The organism is Burkholderia paludis (assembly GCF_000732615.1).
Classification (GTDB): domain Bacteria; phylum Pseudomonadota; class Gammaproteobacteria; order Burkholderiales; family Burkholderiaceae; genus Burkholderia; species Burkholderia paludis.
In genome coordinates this window covers 48,046-64,397 of sequence record NZ_JPGL01000001.1, presented here as the reverse complement: position 1 = coordinate 64,397, position 16,352 = coordinate 48,046, and the positions used below count along the sequence as shown (strand labels likewise).

13 protein-coding genes are annotated in these 16,352 nt (G+C 68.6%); 8 read left to right on the top strand and 5 right to left on the bottom strand.

Annotated features, from left to right (window positions below; genetic code table 11):
- The first annotated feature begins 322 nt into the window (after positions 1-322).
- From GQ56_RS0100295 to GQ56_RS0100280, 4 genes are all read left to right on the top strand, one after another.
- Complete coding sequence (locus tag GQ56_RS0100295; protein WP_031396747.1) at positions 323-1,063, top strand: gluconate 2-dehydrogenase subunit 3 family protein; 741 nt, start codon at positions 323-325, stop codon at positions 1,061-1,063.
- Complete coding sequence (locus GQ56_RS0100290) at positions 1,063-2,841, top strand: GMC family oxidoreductase (protein WP_031396746.1); 1,779 nt, start codon at positions 1,063-1,065, stop codon at positions 2,839-2,841. The genes GQ56_RS0100295 and GQ56_RS0100290 overlap by 1 nt, the downstream gene beginning before the upstream one ends.
- The gene (locus GQ56_RS0100285) at positions 2,838-4,259 is read left to right on the top strand and encodes a cytochrome c (protein WP_031396745.1); all 1,422 of its coding nucleotides are present in this window, start codon (positions 2,838-2,840) and stop codon (positions 4,257-4,259) included. Before GQ56_RS0100290 ends, GQ56_RS0100285 begins: the two co-directional genes overlap by 4 nt.
- A 197-nt stretch (positions 4,260-4,456) precedes the next feature.
- Positions 4,457-6,172 (top strand): cation:proton antiporter domain-containing protein, encoded by a 1,716-nt coding sequence (locus GQ56_RS0100280; protein ID WP_031396744.1) that lies wholly within the window; start codon positions 4,457-4,459, stop codon positions 6,170-6,172.
- Between the two features lie 61 nt (positions 6,173-6,233).
- Here GQ56_RS0100280 and GQ56_RS0100275 read toward each other — a convergent pair whose 3' ends face one another.
- The 4 genes from GQ56_RS0100275 to GQ56_RS0100260 all read right to left on the bottom strand — a co-directional run bounded on the left by GQ56_RS0100275 (position 6,234) and on the right by GQ56_RS0100260 (position 10,866).
- Complete coding sequence (locus GQ56_RS0100275) at positions 6,234-6,998, bottom strand: SDR family oxidoreductase (protein ID WP_031396743.1); 765 nt, start codon at positions 6,996-6,998, stop codon at positions 6,234-6,236.
- Positions 6,999-7,017: 19 nt separating this feature from the next.
- On the bottom strand, positions 7,018-8,013 hold the full coding sequence (locus GQ56_RS0100270; protein ID WP_031396742.1) for an arabinose ABC transporter substrate-binding protein: 996 nt from the start codon (positions 8,011-8,013) through the stop codon (positions 7,018-7,020).
- A 206-nt stretch (positions 8,014-8,219) separates the two neighbouring features.
- Positions 8,220-10,115, bottom strand: a complete 1,896-nt coding sequence (locus tag GQ56_RS0100265; protein ID WP_031396741.1) for a peptidoglycan D,D-transpeptidase FtsI family protein — start codon at positions 10,113-10,115, stop codon at positions 8,220-8,222.
- A gap of 406 nt (positions 10,116-10,521) precedes the next feature.
- A complete protein-coding gene (locus GQ56_RS0100260) occupies positions 10,522-10,866 on the bottom strand; it encodes a DUF3564 family protein (RefSeq protein WP_031396740.1) in 345 nt (114 codons plus the stop codon).
- Positions 10,867-11,508: 642 nt separating this feature from the next.
- Here GQ56_RS0100260 and GQ56_RS0100255 point away from each other — a divergent pair.
- Positions 11,509-12,717: an SDR family oxidoreductase gene (locus tag GQ56_RS0100255; RefSeq protein ID WP_031396739.1), complete on the top strand. Its 1,209-nt coding sequence runs from the start codon at positions 11,509-11,511 to the stop codon at positions 12,715-12,717.
- A 49-nt stretch (positions 12,718-12,766) separates the two neighbouring features.
- Here the strand turns inward: GQ56_RS0100255 and hpaR are convergent, their stop codons facing one another.
- Positions 12,767-13,207, bottom strand: a complete 441-nt coding sequence (gene hpaR, locus GQ56_RS0100250; RefSeq protein ID WP_031396738.1) for a homoprotocatechuate degradation operon regulator HpaR — start codon at positions 13,205-13,207, stop codon at positions 12,767-12,769.
- 152 nt (positions 13,208-13,359) lie between these two features.
- Between hpaR and GQ56_RS0100245 the strand changes: the two genes are divergently transcribed.
- From GQ56_RS0100245 to hpaE, 3 genes are read left to right on the top strand one after another with little or no spacing between them, the layout of a single operon-like run.
- Positions 13,360-14,049 (top strand): fumarylacetoacetate hydrolase family protein, encoded by a 690-nt coding sequence (locus GQ56_RS0100245; RefSeq protein ID WP_031396737.1) that lies wholly within the window; start codon positions 13,360-13,362, stop codon positions 14,047-14,049.
- A complete protein-coding gene (locus tag GQ56_RS0100240) occupies positions 14,046-14,810 on the top strand; it encodes a fumarylacetoacetate hydrolase family protein (protein ID WP_031396736.1) in 765 nt (254 codons plus the stop codon). The genes GQ56_RS0100245 and GQ56_RS0100240 overlap by 4 nt, the downstream gene beginning before the upstream one ends.
- 22 nt (positions 14,811-14,832) lie before the next feature.
- Entirely contained in the window at positions 14,833-16,296 is a 1,464-nt protein-coding gene (gene hpaE, locus GQ56_RS0100235; protein WP_031396735.1) for a 5-carboxymethyl-2-hydroxymuconate semialdehyde dehydrogenase, read from the top strand.
- The last annotated feature ends 56 nt before the right edge of the window (positions 16,297-16,352 follow it).

Genomic DNA, 16,352 nt, shown 5'->3' with positions numbered 1-16,352 from the left:
CACGCCGTGCTTGCTGTCCACAAATGCGGCGTCTAAGTTGAAAAGGGTCATGGGCGATAAATGGCAGATGCCGGTAGATACCGGCATTTGTCAGACGATAAGGCCCGCAAAGAGGTCGATTCGTGCAGCGCCACCGGAGCCGCGCGCTGCGTGCCCGCATGAAGGCGTTGCCGCGCGAGGCACCGACGGCGCCCGCATCGAGCTGGTTCGCAACAGATGAAAGAACAGGAGGCCGGCCGCGTGCGGCGCGGCTGCCAATGCCGGGCGCGCCGCTTGCGGAATGCGCGCGTCCGGGCCCCGATCCCCAACGATCAACACGACCATGTCCACGCCACCTGACAAACCCAACTCGCGCCGTCGTTTCCTGCGCACGTCGGTCGCACTCGTGCCGATCGCGTCGGTCGCCGGCTGCGACCTGCGCTCGTCGTCGCCGTCCGCGACGACGGCCGGCAATGCGCCCGCCGCGTCGGCCGGCGCCGACCGCGCCCCGTACAAGCCGACCTTCTTCGATGCGAAGGAATGGGCGTTCGTCCAGGCCGCCGTCGACCGGCTGATTCCGGCCGACGCCGAAGGCCCCGGCGCACTCGATGCGGGCGTGCCCGAATTCATCGACCGCCAGATGGAGACGCCGTACGCGCACGGCGCGACGTGGTACATGCAGGGGCCGTTCCAGCAGGGCGTCCCCGAGCTCGGTTACCAGCTGAAGCTGGTGCCGCGCGACATCTACCGGCTCGGCATCGCGGCGGTCAACCGCTATTGCGAGAAGACCCACGGCAACGCGTTCGCGGCGCTCGACGCGCCGACGCGCGACGCCGTGCTCGGCGCGCTGGAGAAGGGCGGCGCGCAGATCGACGACGTGCCGCCGGGCGTGTTCTTCGGTCAGTTGCTGCAGAACACGCGCGAAGGCTATTTCTGCGATCCGGTGCACGGCGGCAATCGCGGCATGGCCGCGTGGCAGATGATCGGCTTTCCGGGCGCGCGCGCGGATTTCATGGATTTCGTCAACCAGAACGGCAAGCCGTATCCGTACGGCCCCGTCTCGATCAACGGGGAGCGGAGCTGATGGCCGCAGAAAAAAAGCCGCACGTCGATGCGGTGATCGTCGGCTTCGGCTGGACCGGTGCGATTCTCGCCAAGGAACTGACCGAAGCGGGCCTGAAGGTCGTCGCGCTGGAGCGCGGCGAGTATCGCGACACCTATCCGGACGGCGCGTATCCGAACACGATCGACGAACTGACGTACAACGTCCGCAAGAAACTGTTCCTCGACCTGTCGAAGACGACCGTGTCGATCCGTCACGGCCTGCAGGACACCGCGCTGCCGTACCGGCAGCTCGCCGCGTTCCTGCCGGGCGAAGGCGTCGGCGGGGCGGGGTTGCACTGGTCGGGCGTGCACTTCCGGATCACGCCGGAAGAGCTGCGCCTGCGCAGCCACTATGAAGAGCGCTACGGCAGGAAGTTCATCCCGGAAGGGATGACGATCCAGGACACGGGCGTCACGTACGACGAGCTCGAGCCGCATTTCGACTTCGCCGAGAAGGTGTTCGGCACGTCGGGGCAGGCGTACAAGGTCGGCGGCAAGGTGGTCGGCGACGGCAACGTGTTCGAGGCGAACCGCAGCGACAACTTCCCGCTGTCCGCGCAGCTCAACACCTATTCGGCGCAGCGGTTCTTCGACGCGGCGAAATCGCTCGGCCTGCATCCGTACCGGCTGCCGTCGGCGAACACGTCGGGCCCGTACACGAACCCCTACGGCGTGCAGATGGGCCCGTGCAACTTCTGCGGCTACTGCAGCGGCTACGCGTGCTACATGTACTCGAAGGCGTCGCCGAACCTGAACATCCTGCCCGCATTGAAGCAGGCGCCGAACTTCGAGCTGCGCTCGAAGTGCCACGTGCTGCGCGTCGATCTCGACGACACGAAGAAGCGCGCGACGGGCGTGACCTACGTCGATCCGGCCGGGCGCGAGGTACACCAGCCGGCCGATCTCGTGATCGTGGCCGCGTTCCAGTACCACAACGTGCACCTGCTGCTGCTGTCGGGCATCGGCAAGCCGTACGACCCGGTCTCGGGCGAAGGCGTCGTGGGGCGCAATTTCGCGTACCAGAACCTGTCGACGATCAAGGCGTTCTTCGACAAGGACACCTATACGAACCCGTTCATCGGCGCGGGCGGCAACGGCGTCGGGGTGGACGACTTCAACGCGGACAACTTCGACCACGGCCCGCTCGGCTTCGTCGGCGGCTCGCCGCTGTGGGTGAACCAGGCCGGCGTGAAGCCGATCAGCGGCATCGCGACGCCGCCCGGCACGCCGCAGTGGGGCTCGGCGTGGAAGAAGGCCGTCAAGGACAACTACGCGCACACGATCTCGATGGATGCGCACGGCACCAACATGTCGTACCGCGACGTGTATCTCGACCTCGATCCGACCTATCGCGATTCGTACGGCCAGCCGCTCTTGCGGATGACCTTCGACTGGAAGGACAACGACATCAAGATGGCGCAGTACGTGACCGGGCAGATGAAGAAGATCGCGGAGGCGATGGGGCCGAAGGCGATCGGCGTGTCGACGCGCGAGTTCGGCAAGCACTTCGATTCGCGCGCCTACCAGACCACTCACCTGGTCGGCGGCGCGATCATGGGCACCGACCCGAAGACGAGCGTGCTGAACCGGTACCTGCAGTGCTGGGACGTGCACAACGTGTTCGTGATGGGTGCATCGGCGCTGCCGCAGGGCATCGGCTACAACCCGACCGGCATCATCGCGGCGCTGGCCTACTGGTCGGCCCGCGCGATCCGCGAGCAATACCTGAAGAATCCCGCCCCGCTGGTGACCGTATGAAGAGGACGATGAACTTCCGCGCCACGCGCCGTATTTCCCTGTTGCGGCGCGCACTGGCGGCCGGCGCAACCTGGGCCGCCTTCGGCGTCGCGGGCACGACGGCCTTCGCGCAACCGGCGGCGCCCGCGGCGGCGTCCGGCCCGGCGGCCGCCCCCGTCGCGCAATCCGCCGACGCGAATCTCGTCAGGCGCGGCGAATACCTGGCGCGAGCCGGCGACTGCATCGCATGCCACACCGCGAGCGGCGGCAAGCCGTTCGCGGGCGGGCTGAAATTCGATACGCCGATCGGCGGGATCTATTCGACGAACATCACGCCGGACCCGAAAACGGGCCTCGGCGGCTGGACTTACGAGGACTTCACGCGCGCGGTGCGCGAAGGCGTGCGCAAGAACGGCGACACGATGTATCCGGCGATGCCGTTCCCGTCGTATTCGCGCCTCACCGACGACGACATGAAGGCGCTGTACGCGTACTTCATGCACGGCGTCGCGCCCGTCGAACACGAGAACCGCGCGGTCGACATCGTGTGGCCGCTGTCGATGCGCTGGCCGCTCGGGATCTGGCGCAAGCTGTTCGCGCCGGCGTCGAAGCCGTTCGAGGCGGCGCCGTACAGCGATCCGGCAGTCGCGCGCGGCGCGTATCTCGTGCAGGGTCTCGGCCACTGCGGCGCATGCCACACGCCGCGCGCGCCGACGATGCAGGAGCGCGGGCTGACCGACGCGGACGGCCTGGACTTCCTGGCCGGCGGCGCGGCCATCGACGGCTGGGTGCCGACGAGCCTGCGCGGCGAGCCGCGCACGGGTCTCGGCACGTGGACGGAGGCGGAGATCGTGCAGTTCCTGAAGACGGGCCGCACGCTGCGCACGGCCGCGTTCGGCGGGATGACGGACGTGGTCGGCCACAGCATGCAGTACATGACCGACGACGACCTGAACGCGGTCGCGCGCTACCTGAAGACGCTGCCGCCGCGCGTGCAGGGCGAACAGCCGCACGTGTACGACGCCGCCGTTGCGAAGGCGCTGCAGGCGGGCGACGCGAGCAAGCCGGGCGCGGCCGTCTATCGGGACAACTGCGCGGCCTGCCATCGAAGCGACGGCCACGGCTATACGCGCGTGTTTCCGGCGCTCGCGGGCAACCCGGTCGTGCAGGGCGGCGATCCGACCTCGCTGATCCACGTCGTGCTGGAAGGCAGCGCGCTGCAAGGCACGCACACCGCGCCGTCGACCTTCACGATGCCGCCGTTCGGCTGGCGCCTGTCTGACCAGGAAGTCGCGGACGTGTCGAACTTCGTGCGCACGAGCTGGGGCAACACGGGCGCGCCGGTGACGGCCGCGCAGGTCGCGAAGGTGCGCAAGAGCGTGCCGTCGACCCGGCCCGATGCGCCGCCGGGCGCGCGGTTCCCGCAAGCGTCGCGCTGACGCGGGGCGGGGCGCCGGCCCCGCCTGTCGCGCGGCGCCCGCGAGCCCGCGCGTCGCCTGTCGTTTCGCCGGGGTTGCACCCCGCAAAGGCGCGCCGCCGCGTGAAATTTTCGCGGTGGCGCGCCATTCTTCCGCCTCATCCCTTATCCTCTCAGTCTTGAACCTTACTAAATAGTTACAAGACCTTGGGAGGGGGGATGCCTCATGACGTCAGCCTGATTGCGTTGCTCGCGGCCGGTTTCGGGCTCGCGATGATCTTCGGTTACCTCGCATCGCTGCTGAAAATGCCGCCGCTCGTCGGCTATCTGCTCGCCGGGATCGTGATCGGCCCCGGCACGCCCGGTTTCGTCGGCGACCTGTCGCTCGCCCAGCAGCTCGCCGAAGTCGGCGTGATGCTGCTGATGTTCGGCGTCGGCCTGCATTTTTCCTTGGGCGATCTCCTCGCGGTGCGCAAGATCGCGCTGCCGGGGGCCATCGTGCAGATTACCGTCGCGACGCTGCTCGGCGGCGCGCTCGCGCTCACCTGGGGCTGGAGCGTCGGTGCGGCGCTCGTGTTCGGGCTCGCGCTGTCGGTCGCGAGCACCGTCGTGCTGCTGCGCGCGCTCGAAGGGCGCGGGCTCGTCGAGACGGTCAACGGGCGCATCGCGGTCGGCTGGCTCGTCGTCGAGGATCTCGTGATGGTGCTCGTGCTGGTGCTGCTGCCGCCCGTCGCGGGGCTGCTCGGCGGCACGCCGCCCGGCGACGCGCATGCGGCCGGCGGCAGCGTGTGGGGCACGCTCGGCGTCACGATGCTGAAGGTCGCGGCGTTCATCGCGCTGATGCTGGTGGTCGGCAAGCGCGTGTTCCCGCGCATCCTGTGGCTCGTTGCGCGCACCGGCTCGCGCGAGCTGTTCACGCTGTGCATGATCGCGGCCGCGGTCGGCATCGCGTTCGGCGCGGCGAAGCTGTTCGACGTGTCGTTCGCGCTCGGCGCGTTCTTCGCCGGGATGATGATGCGCGAGTCGGAGTTCAGCCGGCGCGCGGCGGACGAGACGCTGCCGCTGCGCGACGCCTTCTCGGTGCTGTTCTTCATCTCGGTCGGGATGCTGTTCGATCCGAAGGTGCTGCTCGACGAACCGCTGCACGTGATCGAGGTCGCGGCGATCGTGCTGATCGGCAAGACGCTCGCGGCCGTGGCCCTCGTGATCGCGTTCCGCTATCCGCTGAACACCGCGCTGACGGTCGGCGCGGGCCTCGCGCAGATCGGCGAATTCTCGTTCATCCTCGCGGGGCTCGGCCGGGCGCTCGGGCTGCTGTCCGCCGAGGGGCAGAGCCTGATTCTGGCGGTCGCGCTGATCTCGATCGCGATGAACACGCTGCTGTTCGCGATGATCGATCCGGCGCTGGCGTGGATCCGCAAGCATTCGGCGTTCGCCCGCAAGCTCGAGGCGCGCGACGATCCGCTCGCCGCGCTGCCGATGTCGACGCCGCAGACGCACCTGACCGGGCAGGTCGTGATCGTCGGCTACGGCAAGGTCGGCACGCGCATCGCGCACGCGCTGGACGAGCGCGGGATCGCGTATGTCGTCGTCGAACAGAATCGCGAGCTCGTCGAGAAGCTGCGCGAGGAAGGTGTCGCCGCCGTCTCGGGCGACGCGATCGAGCCGATCGTGCTCGTGCAGGCGCATATCGCGCGCGCCGGGATGCTGCTCGTCACGCTGCCCGACGTGTTCGACGTGCGGCAGATCGTCGAGATCTCGCGCACGCTCAATCCGGCACTGGAGGTCGTGCTGTGCACGAACAGCGGCGACGAGGCCGCGTTGCTGGCAAACGAGGGCATCGGCACCGTGTTCATGGGCGAGACCGAACTCGCGCGCGGGATGACCGAGCACGTGCTCGGCAGGATGGCGAAGCCGGCCGTGGCCGCGCATTGAGCGCGCGGCGTCCCGCCGCGCACGGGCCGGCAGCCCGGGGCGGGCGCCGGCTCCGCGTGCTTCAGTAGAACGTTTCCAGCGTCAGCTCCTGCGCCATCACGCGATTGCCGGCCAGCAGCCCGCCGTCCACGGGCAGCGCGACGCCGGTGACGATCCGCGCGGCCGGCGAGCACAGGAACAGCGCGGCCTGCGCGACGTCGTCGGGCGTCGCGAAATCGTCGAGCGGATACCACTTCCGCAATTGCTCGAACACCTGCGGGTTGCGCTGCACGCGCGCTTCCCACGCGGGCGTCTTCACCGTGCCCGGCAGGACGATGTTCGCGCGCACGCCGTCGCGGCCGTATTCGATCGCCAGCGATTTCGTGTAGCTGACCAGGCCGGCCTTCGCCGCGCTGTACGCCGGATGCCCGAGCGCTTGCATGCCGTTCACCGAGCCGATGATCGCGATCGCGCCGCGACGGCTCGCGCGCATGCCGGGCAGCACGGCTTCGACGCTCACGTAGGTGGCGGTCAGGTTCGCCTCGAGGTCGGTGCGCCAGGTGGCCGGCGTCGTGTTGCGCAGCGTGGTCGACGCGGCCGTGCCCGCATTCGCGACGAGCACGTCGACCGGTGGATGCGATTCGAGCATCGAGCGCAGCCGCTGCGCGTCGCCCAGATCGTCGACGACCGGCGTCGCGCGCCCGTCGCCGAGCGTGTCGAGGAAGCGACCGAGCGCCGCGCTGTCGCGATCGAGCGCGAGCACGTGATCGCCGGCCGCGAGGAAGGTGCGGCACAGCGCCTGGCCGATGCCGCCGGCGGCGCCCGTCACGAGGGTGGTTCGTGTCATGTCGGCTCCTTGTGGCGGCTCACAGGCCGAGCGCGGCGCGCGCCTGTTTTTCGTTGTCCCGCGTGATCAGCGTGCCGGACGTCAGCACGAGCGGCGGCGGCGCCTGGTTCTTCGTGATCCAGTCGTACATGCTGATGCTCGTCTGGTAGCCATGCTGGCGCGGATTCAGCAGGATCGAGCCGTAAAAGCCGGTCGGCTTCGGCTTGGCGAATTCGTTGAGCGCGACCTGGCTGCCGTTGATGCCGACCGCGACCATCGCGTCCGCGCCGATGCCGCGGCCCTCGGCGGCGCGCACCGCGCCGACCGTCGTGTCGTCGTTCGAGCCGAACGCGACCCAGCGCTTGAAATTCGCATGCTTGGTGAGCGCGATGTTCGCCGCGTTGAACGCGCCTTCGGTGTCGGCCGTCATCTCGGGGGCGTCGATCACGTTCGCGGCCGGGAAGCCGGCGGCCTTGAGCGCATCGACCGCGCCGGTCGTGCGTTCGCGCGCGGTCGGCAACTGGTCGTACGCGAGCCGGATGATCCCGACTTCGGCCGGATTCCAGCCGCGCCGCTTCGTTTCGTCCGCGATCGCCTGGCCGACCTGCCCGCCGATCCGGTACGCGGAGATGCCCATGTGCGGCACGCCCGGCAGCGGCGCGCCATGACCGTCGACGAGCTGGTCGTCGACCGACATCAGCCTGATCCCCGCGCGCTTCGCTTTTGCCGCGATGCCGGGGCCGAGCTTCACGTCGGGCGCGCAGACGATCACGCCCTGCGCCTTCTGCGCAGCCAGGCTGTCGAGCGCGGTCGACACCTTTTCGCCGCTCGGCGTCGCGATCTTGATCAGCGTGAAGTGCTTTTCCTTCGCCGCCTGGTCGGCGAAGCGCCATTCGTCCTGGAACCACGGATCGTCCGGCTGCTTGACGAGGAAGCCGATTTTCACGTCGGCCGGATCGGCGGCACGGGCGGGCGTGCCGCCGACCAGCGCCGCGCTCGCCATGGCCAGCGCGAGCGTTTTCCAGTGGAATCGCATGCGTCTCTCTCCTGTGTTGTCGTCCCGCACGCGGGCAGGGCTGCCCGGCGCGCGAAAAAATTGTAGGAGGAGGCGAGGCGAACGCTCAAATGATGCGAGGCGTTCCTAGAAAGTGGGACGACGACGGATGGCGGGGCGGGCGCGGAGAACAAGGGCCGCCCGGCGTCATGCACGCGCCGGCGGCGGCGTGTGGCGGGCCGCGCCGGTCATCCCGCCGCCGTGTGCGCCTGCGCCGGCGCTTTCGACGGCGCGGCCGTCTTCAGCGTCGCGGCGGCCTTCGGCGCGGCGGCCGTCCTGGCCGGCGTCGCGGCTTTCGGCGCCGCCACCGTCCTTTGCGGTGCGGCGGCCTTTGCCGGCGCGGCTTTCTCGGGCTCGACCGGCGCGTCGGGCGGCACGCCGAGCAACTGCAACGAGCCGCTGGTGACCGACGCGAACACCGGGCCGGCCACCGTGCCGCCGTAGTAGCCCTTGCCGCGCGGCTCGTCGATCATCACCGCGACGATCAGGCGCGGGTTGCTCATCGGCGCCATGCCCGCGAACAGCGCGCGGTACTTGCCCTTCGCGTAGCTCGCGCCGACCTGCTTGCGCGCGGTGCCCGTCTTGCCGCCGATCCGGTAGCCGTCGACGCGCGCGCGGCGCCCCGTGCCGCCTTCGCCGACCGCCATCTCGAGCATCGAGCGGATCGACGCGGCCGTCTGCGGCGACGTCACGCGGTGGCCGCGATGCGCGTCGATCGTCTGCTGGTCGGTGCCGTTCTTCAGCAGCGACACGGGGTGCAGCGTACCGTCGCCCGCGTAGGCCGTGTAGGTCTGCGCGATCTGCAGCAGCGACATCGACAGGCCGTAGCCGTACGCCATCGTCGCCTGCTCGATCGGCCGCCAGCGCTTGTAGCCGCGCAGGCGCCCCGACGCGACGCCCGGGAACGTCAGTTCCGGCGCGCGGCCGATCCCGTATTCCTGGTATTTGTTCCAGATCGTTTCGGCGGGCAGGTTCAGCGCGAGCTTCGCGAGCGCGACGTTGCTCGATTTCTGCAGCGCCTGCGAGACGGTCAGCGAACCGTGGTTCGACGTGTCGTGGATCACGGCCGGGCCGATCTTGTAGGTGCCCGGCGACGTGTTGATGATCGTGTTCGGCGTGACCTTGCGCTCGTCGATCGACAGCGCGACCACGAGCGGCTTGATCGTCGAGCCCGGTTCGAACGTGTCGATCACAGCGCGGTTGCGCAACTGCTGGCCGGTGAGGCGCGCGCGGTCGTTCGGGTCGAAGGTCGGGTAGTTCGCGAGCGCGAGGATCTCGCCGTTCTGCGCGTCGAGCACGACGACACTGCCGGCCATCGCGTTGTTCTCGATCACGGCGGCCTTGAGCTGGCTGAACGCGAGCTGCTGGATGCGGCGGTCGATCGTCAGCTCGATCGTCGCGCCGTGCTGCGCGGGGACGAGCGGGCGCGTGTCCGACACGATGCGGCCGAGCCGGTCGCGAATCACCTCGCGCTGCCCCGACGTGCCCGACAGGCGCGTATTCGCGGCGAGTTCGACGCCTTCCTGGCCCTTGTCCTCGACGTTCGTGAAACCGACCACGTGCGCGGCCGATTCGCCTTCCGGGTAGAAGCGCTTCGAATCGGCGATCTGCGTGATGCCGTCGATCGCGAGCTTGTCGAGCTTGCCCGCGGTGTCCGCGTCGACCTGCCGCTTGAGCAGCACGAACGTTTTGTCGTTGCCGAGACGCCGCTTCACTTCGACGAGCGGCATGTCGAGCAGCTTCGCGATCTGCGGGTAGTCGGTATCGGCGACCTGTTTCGGGTTCGCCCAGATTTCATAGGTCGACAGGCTGACCGCGAGCATCGCGCCGTTGCGGTCGACGATGCGCCCGCGCATCGCGTCGAGCTCGATCGTGCGCTGGTAGCGCTTCTGGCCCTGGCCGACGTAGAAATCCTGGTTCGCGACCTGCACCCAGAAGGCGCGCGCGATCAGCGCGGCGAAGGCGAGGAACATGATGATCACGATGAACTTCGAGCGCCACATCGGCAGGCGCGACGCGAGCATCGGGTTCTTGGTCGCGGCCGCGTACGGGTCGGCGGGATGGGTCTTCTTTTTCACGCTCATGCAATGGCCGGGTCGGGCCGCCGAAGGGCGGCGAGTCAGTCTGGATAATGCGATTGTAATAAATGAGTAAACACCGTGTGGGGAAAGTGTGTTCCGGCCCTCGCGAAAAAGCGGGCGGCGGCGTGCGGCACGGTGCGGAAGAGAGGCGGGCAGGCGCGGCGCCTCGTCGAGACTGATGCCGGGGCAGGGGGAGCGATCCGCCGCGGAGCGGGCCGTCTGCGCGACATCGGGCGAGGCCGATGCCGATCGTCGCGGTGGTGCGACCGATTGCGCGGCGCCCGGTTATTTTCAGGCGCCGGAAAATGAAAAGCGCCTCAAAGGAGGCGCCGTTAATACTGAATATCGAAATGAATATCTCGGAACCCGGAATAAACCCGAAAACCGCAGACGATTTAGATCGATATTTCTATCGCGCGACGGAAATGAATTCCCGGTATTCCGGCTGGCTCGTGCACCGGTCGACGGCCTGCAGCCGCCACGCGCCGGGATGATCGCCGGCGAGCACCGCGGGGCCCTGTTCGCGCTGCATCGCGCCGAACGACAACCCCTTCAACTGGCATACCGCATTCCCGCCATCGGCGGCGCAGAGCGCCATCGCACCCTCGACATCGCGGACCTTGCCCCAGGTCGGAAGATCGATGCCCTGATGTGCCTCGCGCGACCACAGCCCCTCGTCGGTATCCACCCACAGTACCGCGAAGGAATGCCGGGTTGCCGATTCGCTGCCATTAATCCGAATGGTGAGGCGCATTGTGATCGTCTCCTAAAAAAGAATGACACATTCGACCGTTTTGACCTGACCAGTCTAGATAGACTGGTGTGAAACGCAAGTGTTAAACAGCAATAATTCCGTATTGAGTTCATTGCGGTTTCTGATGAAACGACGTCAGACGATTCAAGGCCGTTCGGGCAGAGGCGCGCCAGTGCGCGCGGCCCGGCGATCGCGGCATCGGCGCGTACGGATCCGATGTTCCAGACATGGGATGACATGGCCATGGGGCGCGTCGATCTGTCGCGTGCGGGCGGCGGTCGTAACCGCGCCGGCTGCCACGCCGGAATGCGGCCGGACCGGATGTTTCGGCGTTTTGACGGCAAGCGCGAAACGACACAGTCAGACAATCTCGTACAAATTGGCACACTTTCACGAAACTTTCGGGACAGACTTGCATGCGGTCGGGCCCCACACTGGGATCTTCCCGATCCCGTGCCGCGGACGCCCGTCCTCGGCGGCTGCCGCCGCCTCGTGCCAGAGACGCGATCGACGCGATCGCAGGCCGCACGCCCGATCGGGATTCGCCGGAGCGCGCGTCACGCCCCGGCCCGGCCGGGAGTCGTGCGCCGTCCGCAACCGCGGACGCCGCGCCGCCCGGCCGATTCTTCGAAGGAGACTATCGTGCTGATCTGGAAAACCGCGTTGTCGCTCAACTGGCGCACGAGCCTCGTGTCGCCGGCCAGCGCACCGGTCGCGGCGGCGAACGTCGGGCGGCTGGTGCTGACCGGCGCAACCGGCTTCATCGGCAGTACCGTGCTGACGGCGCTCGTCAATGCCGGGCTGCTCGAGCGCATCGTCTGCGTCGTGCGCGCGCAGGACCGCGGCCACGCCGTCGCGCGGCTGCGCGAAGCGGCGTTGCGTGCGGGGCTTGCGCCGTACTGGGCGTCGCGCCTGACCGAGGCGAACGTGATCGTCGGCGCGCTCGGCGACGTGTGGCAGGGCGCCGACGCCCCGCGTCTTGCCGGCGCGACCCACGTGATCCACTGCGCGGGCCATGCGTCGCCGGCCGACGGCGTGCACCTGCGGGCCGACATCGCCGATTCGGTGCGCTTCGCCGAACGCTTCGCCCGGGCGCCGCGCCTGCAGCGCTTCGTGTATGTCGGGACGGCCTATGCCCATGCGGGCCGCGGCGGGATCGTGCACGAAGAGGCGGGCGACGCCGCGAACGACGCCGCCTGCGACGACGAGGGCCTGCCGGGCGCGGTGCTCGCGGCGCGCTACCTGCGCGCGAAGGCGGAGACCGAACAGCGCCTGCGCGCACTGGGGCTGCCGCTCGTCGTGGTGCGGCCGTCGCACGTGGTCGGCCATACGCTGCTCGGCACCCGGCCCGCGCCGAATTCGTTCTGGATGTTCCGGCTGGCCCATGCCGCGCGCCGCTTCACCGCGCGGCCGATGACGCGCATCGACATCGTGTCGGTGGACGACGTGGCGCGCGCGACGATGCTGCTGGCCGTCAAGCCGACGCTCGCGCACGATCTCTATCACGTGTCGGCGGGCGAGGAGGCGCCGCAGGTCGCGCAGATCGTGCGGGCGATGGACGAGGCGGCGGGCATGACGGGCGCGCCGCGCTATGCGGCGTGCGCGCCGGCCGAATTGCCGCTCGTGGTGCGCGATGTGCTCGGGCGGCCCGATCCGGCGCTCGAACGCGTGATCGGCCGCGCGTTGCAGCGCTGCGGGGAATTCGCGACGGTCGATCGCGTGTTCGACAACAGCCGCGTGCGCGACGAAATCGATTTCGAACCGCTGCCGTTCATCGACTACGTCGAGGAGTGCATGCGCACGTCGCGCGGCGTGGCCGTGACCGAGCTGATGCGCGGCGCGGTGGACTGACCGCCCGCGTGGCGCCCGTTCCCGCGCCCGGCGGGCGCGGGCGCCGCCATCACGGGGTGCCGCCGAGTTCGATGAGCCGGTCGAGCGCGCGATAGATATCCTCGAGGCCGTCCTGGCCGAACCGCGATTCGAGCTGCCGGTACTGCTCGTCGATGCGCGGGCCGATTTCCGTCACCAGTTTCCTGCTTTGCGGCGTCAGGCTGACCAGCAGCCGGCGCTGATCTTCCTGCGCGCGCGTGCGCGTGATCAGGCCGTCGCGCTCCATGCGTTCCAGCACGCCCGTGAGGCTCGGGCTCAGGATGCAGCAGCGCCGCGCGATCTGTCCCGCTTCGAGCGCCTGCGCCGGTTCGCCGTCGAGCACGCGGATGATCCGCCATTGCTGTTCGGTCAGCGCGAATTCCTTGAGAATGGGGCGAAACAAACCCATCAGCGTTTCACGGGCCTCAAGCAGCAGCATGGCCAGGTTGCGATGGTCGAGCGTACGGTTCATCGGGGTGGGTCGTGGACGGGGACGCATCAATCTTAACAGCCGGCGTCGATGAATTTCACTTATCAGGGTAATCGAGGTTGCCAGCGTCCGATTGTTTACTTAAGATATTAACTATTGACGATGCGCCGCGACGCGCGGCAGGGGAATGACGCATGGAGCTGTCTTGCATGACCGCCGCGGCGCCGCCGTTGCCGGTCGCCATCGGCACCGTCTACGGTGCGCTGCTCAACGAGCGCGCGGCGCTCGACGCACTCGGCGATGCCGTGAATGCGCCGCCTTACGGCCGTCCGCCGCAGGCGCCGATCCTTTACATCAAGCCCGCCAACACGCATGCGGCCGACGGTGCGGCCGTGGTCGTGCCGGCCGGCGTCGACGCGCTCGAGATCGGTGCGTCCGTGGCCGTCGTGTTCGCCCGGCGCGCCACGCGCGTGCCGGCCGCGCAGGCGCTCGACTACGTGCACGGTTTCACGCTCGCGAGCGACGTGTCGGTGCCGCATCCCGATTACTACCGTCCGGCGGTGCGCTTCAAGTGCCGCGACGGCTTTTGTCCGCTCGGCCCGGCGATCGTGCCGGCTGCCGCGCTCGCCGACGTCGACGCGATCGGCCTGACCGTGCGGATCGACGGGGACACGGCGATATCGGCATCGACCGCCACGCTGGTCCGGCCCGTACGCGAGCTGATCGCCGACGTGACGGCCTTCATGTCGTTCGACGCCGGCGACGTGCTGCTGCTCGGCGTGGCGGGCGGCGCACCGCGCGCCCGCGCGGGCAGCACGATCGAGATCGCCGCCGCCGGGATCGGCACGTTGCGGCATACGCTGATTGCGGAGGAAGCACGATGAAGACGGCGCGCGTGATCTACAACGGCGCACTGCATGCGGCCGAACCGGCCGGCGACGGCGCGATCCGGCTCGATACGGGGCGCGTCGTCGCCGAGGATGCCGTTGCGTGGCTGCCGCCCGTCGCGCCGCGCACGACGTTCGCGCTCGGCCTCAACTATGCGGACCATGCGAAGGAGCTGGCGTTCAAGGCGCCGAGCGAGCCGCTGATCTTCCTGAAGGGGCCCAACACGTTCGTCGGTCACCGCTCGCGCACCGTGCGTCCGGCGGACGCGACGCACATGCACTACGAGTGCGAACTGGCCGTGGTGATCGGCCGGCCCGCGCGCAACGTGAGCCGCGCGCAGGCGCTCGACTACGTGGCCGGGTATACGGTCGCGAACGACTACGCGATCCGCGACTATCTCGAGAACTACTACCGCCCGAACCTGCGCGTGAAGAACCGCGACACCTGCACGCCGCTCGGGCCGTGGTTCGTCAGCCGCGACGAGATCGGCGACGCCGGTGACCTGATGCTGCGCACGACCGTGAACGGCCGGGAGACGCAGCGCGGCAGCACGCGCGACATGATCTTCGACGTGCCGGCGCTGATCGAGCACATCAGCGGCTTCATGACGCTCGCGCCGGGCGACCTGATCCTGACCGGCACGCCCGAGGGGCTGGCGGACACGCAGCCGGGCGACGAAGTCGTGACCGAAATCGAAGGGATCGGCCGGCTCGTCAACACGATCGTCGGCGAAGCAGACTACTATCGCGCCGGCTGAGCCCGTCGCCCAAGGAGAGCACATGACCATCAAGCACTGGATCGACGGCCGCGAAGTCGAGAGCCGCGAGACCTTCACGACGCTGAACCCCGCGACGGGCGACGTCATCACCGACGTCGCGTCGGGCGGCGAGGCCGAAGTCGACGCGGCCGTGCGCGCGGCGAAGGAAGCCTTCCCGAAATGGGCGAACACGCCCGCGAAGGAGCGCGCGAAGCTGATGCGCAAGCTCGGCGAGCTGATCGAGAAGAACGTGCCGATGCTCGCCGCGCTGGAGACGCAGGATACCGGCCTGCCGATCGCGCAGACCAGCAAGCAGCTGATCCCGCGCGCGTCCGAGAATTTCAATTTCTTCGCGGAAGTGTGCGTGCAGATGAACGGCCGCACGTATCCGGTCGACGACCAGATGCTGAACTACACGCTGTACCAGCCGGTCGGCGTGTGCGCGCTGGTGTCGCCGTGGAACGTGCCGTTCATGACCGCGACGTGGAAGACGGCGCCGTGCCTCGCGCTCGGCAACACGGCCGTGCTGAAGATGTCGGAGCTGTCGCCGCTGACGGCCGACCAGCTCGGCCGGCTTGCGCTCGAAGCCGGCATTCCGCCCGGCGTGCTGAACGTCGTGCAGGGCTACGGCGCGACGGCCGGCGACGCGCTCGTGCGCCATCCGGACGTGCGCGCGGTGTCGTTTACCGGCGGCACGGTCACGGGCAAGCGGATCATGGAGCGCGCGGGCCTGAAGAAGTATTCGATGGAACTCGGCGGCAAGTCGCCGGTGCTGATCTTCGACGACGCCGATTTCGACCGCGCGCTCGATGCGTCGCTGTTCACGATCTTCTCGATCAACGGCGAGCGCTGCACCGCGGGCTCGCGGATCTTCGTGCAGCGCACGATCTACGACCGCTTCGTGCAGGAATTCGCGCGCCGCGCGAACAACCTGGTGGTGGGCGATCCGTCCGATCCGGGCACGAATCTCGGCGCGATGATCACGCGCCAGCACTGGGAGAAGGTGACCGGCTACATCCGCATCGGCGAGCAGGAAGGCGCGCGCGTGGTGGCGGGCGGTGCGGACAAGCCGGCGGGCCTGCCCGACCATCTGCGCAACGGCAACTTCGTGCGGCCGACCGTGTTCGCCGACGTCGACAACCGGATGCGCATCGCGCAGGAAGAGATCTTCGGCCCTGTCGCATGCCTGATTCCGTTCGAGGACGAGGAAGAAGGGCTGCGGCTCGCGAACGACACGTCGTACGGCCTCGCGTCGTACATCTGGACGCAGGACGTCGGCAAGGTGCATCGCCTCGCGCGCGGCATCGAGGCCGGGATGGTGTTCGTGAACAGCCAGAACGTGCGCGACCTGCGCCAGCCGTTCGGCGGCGTGAAGGAGTCGGGCACCGGGCGCGAGGGCGGCGAATACAGTTTCGAGGTGTTCGCGGAGATCAAGAACGTGTGCATCTCGATGGGTTCGCATCACATTCCGCGCTGGGGCGTGTGACGGACGCGGGGCGTTTTGCTGCAAGCACGATTCCACAGCCGGCACGCCGGCCAAGC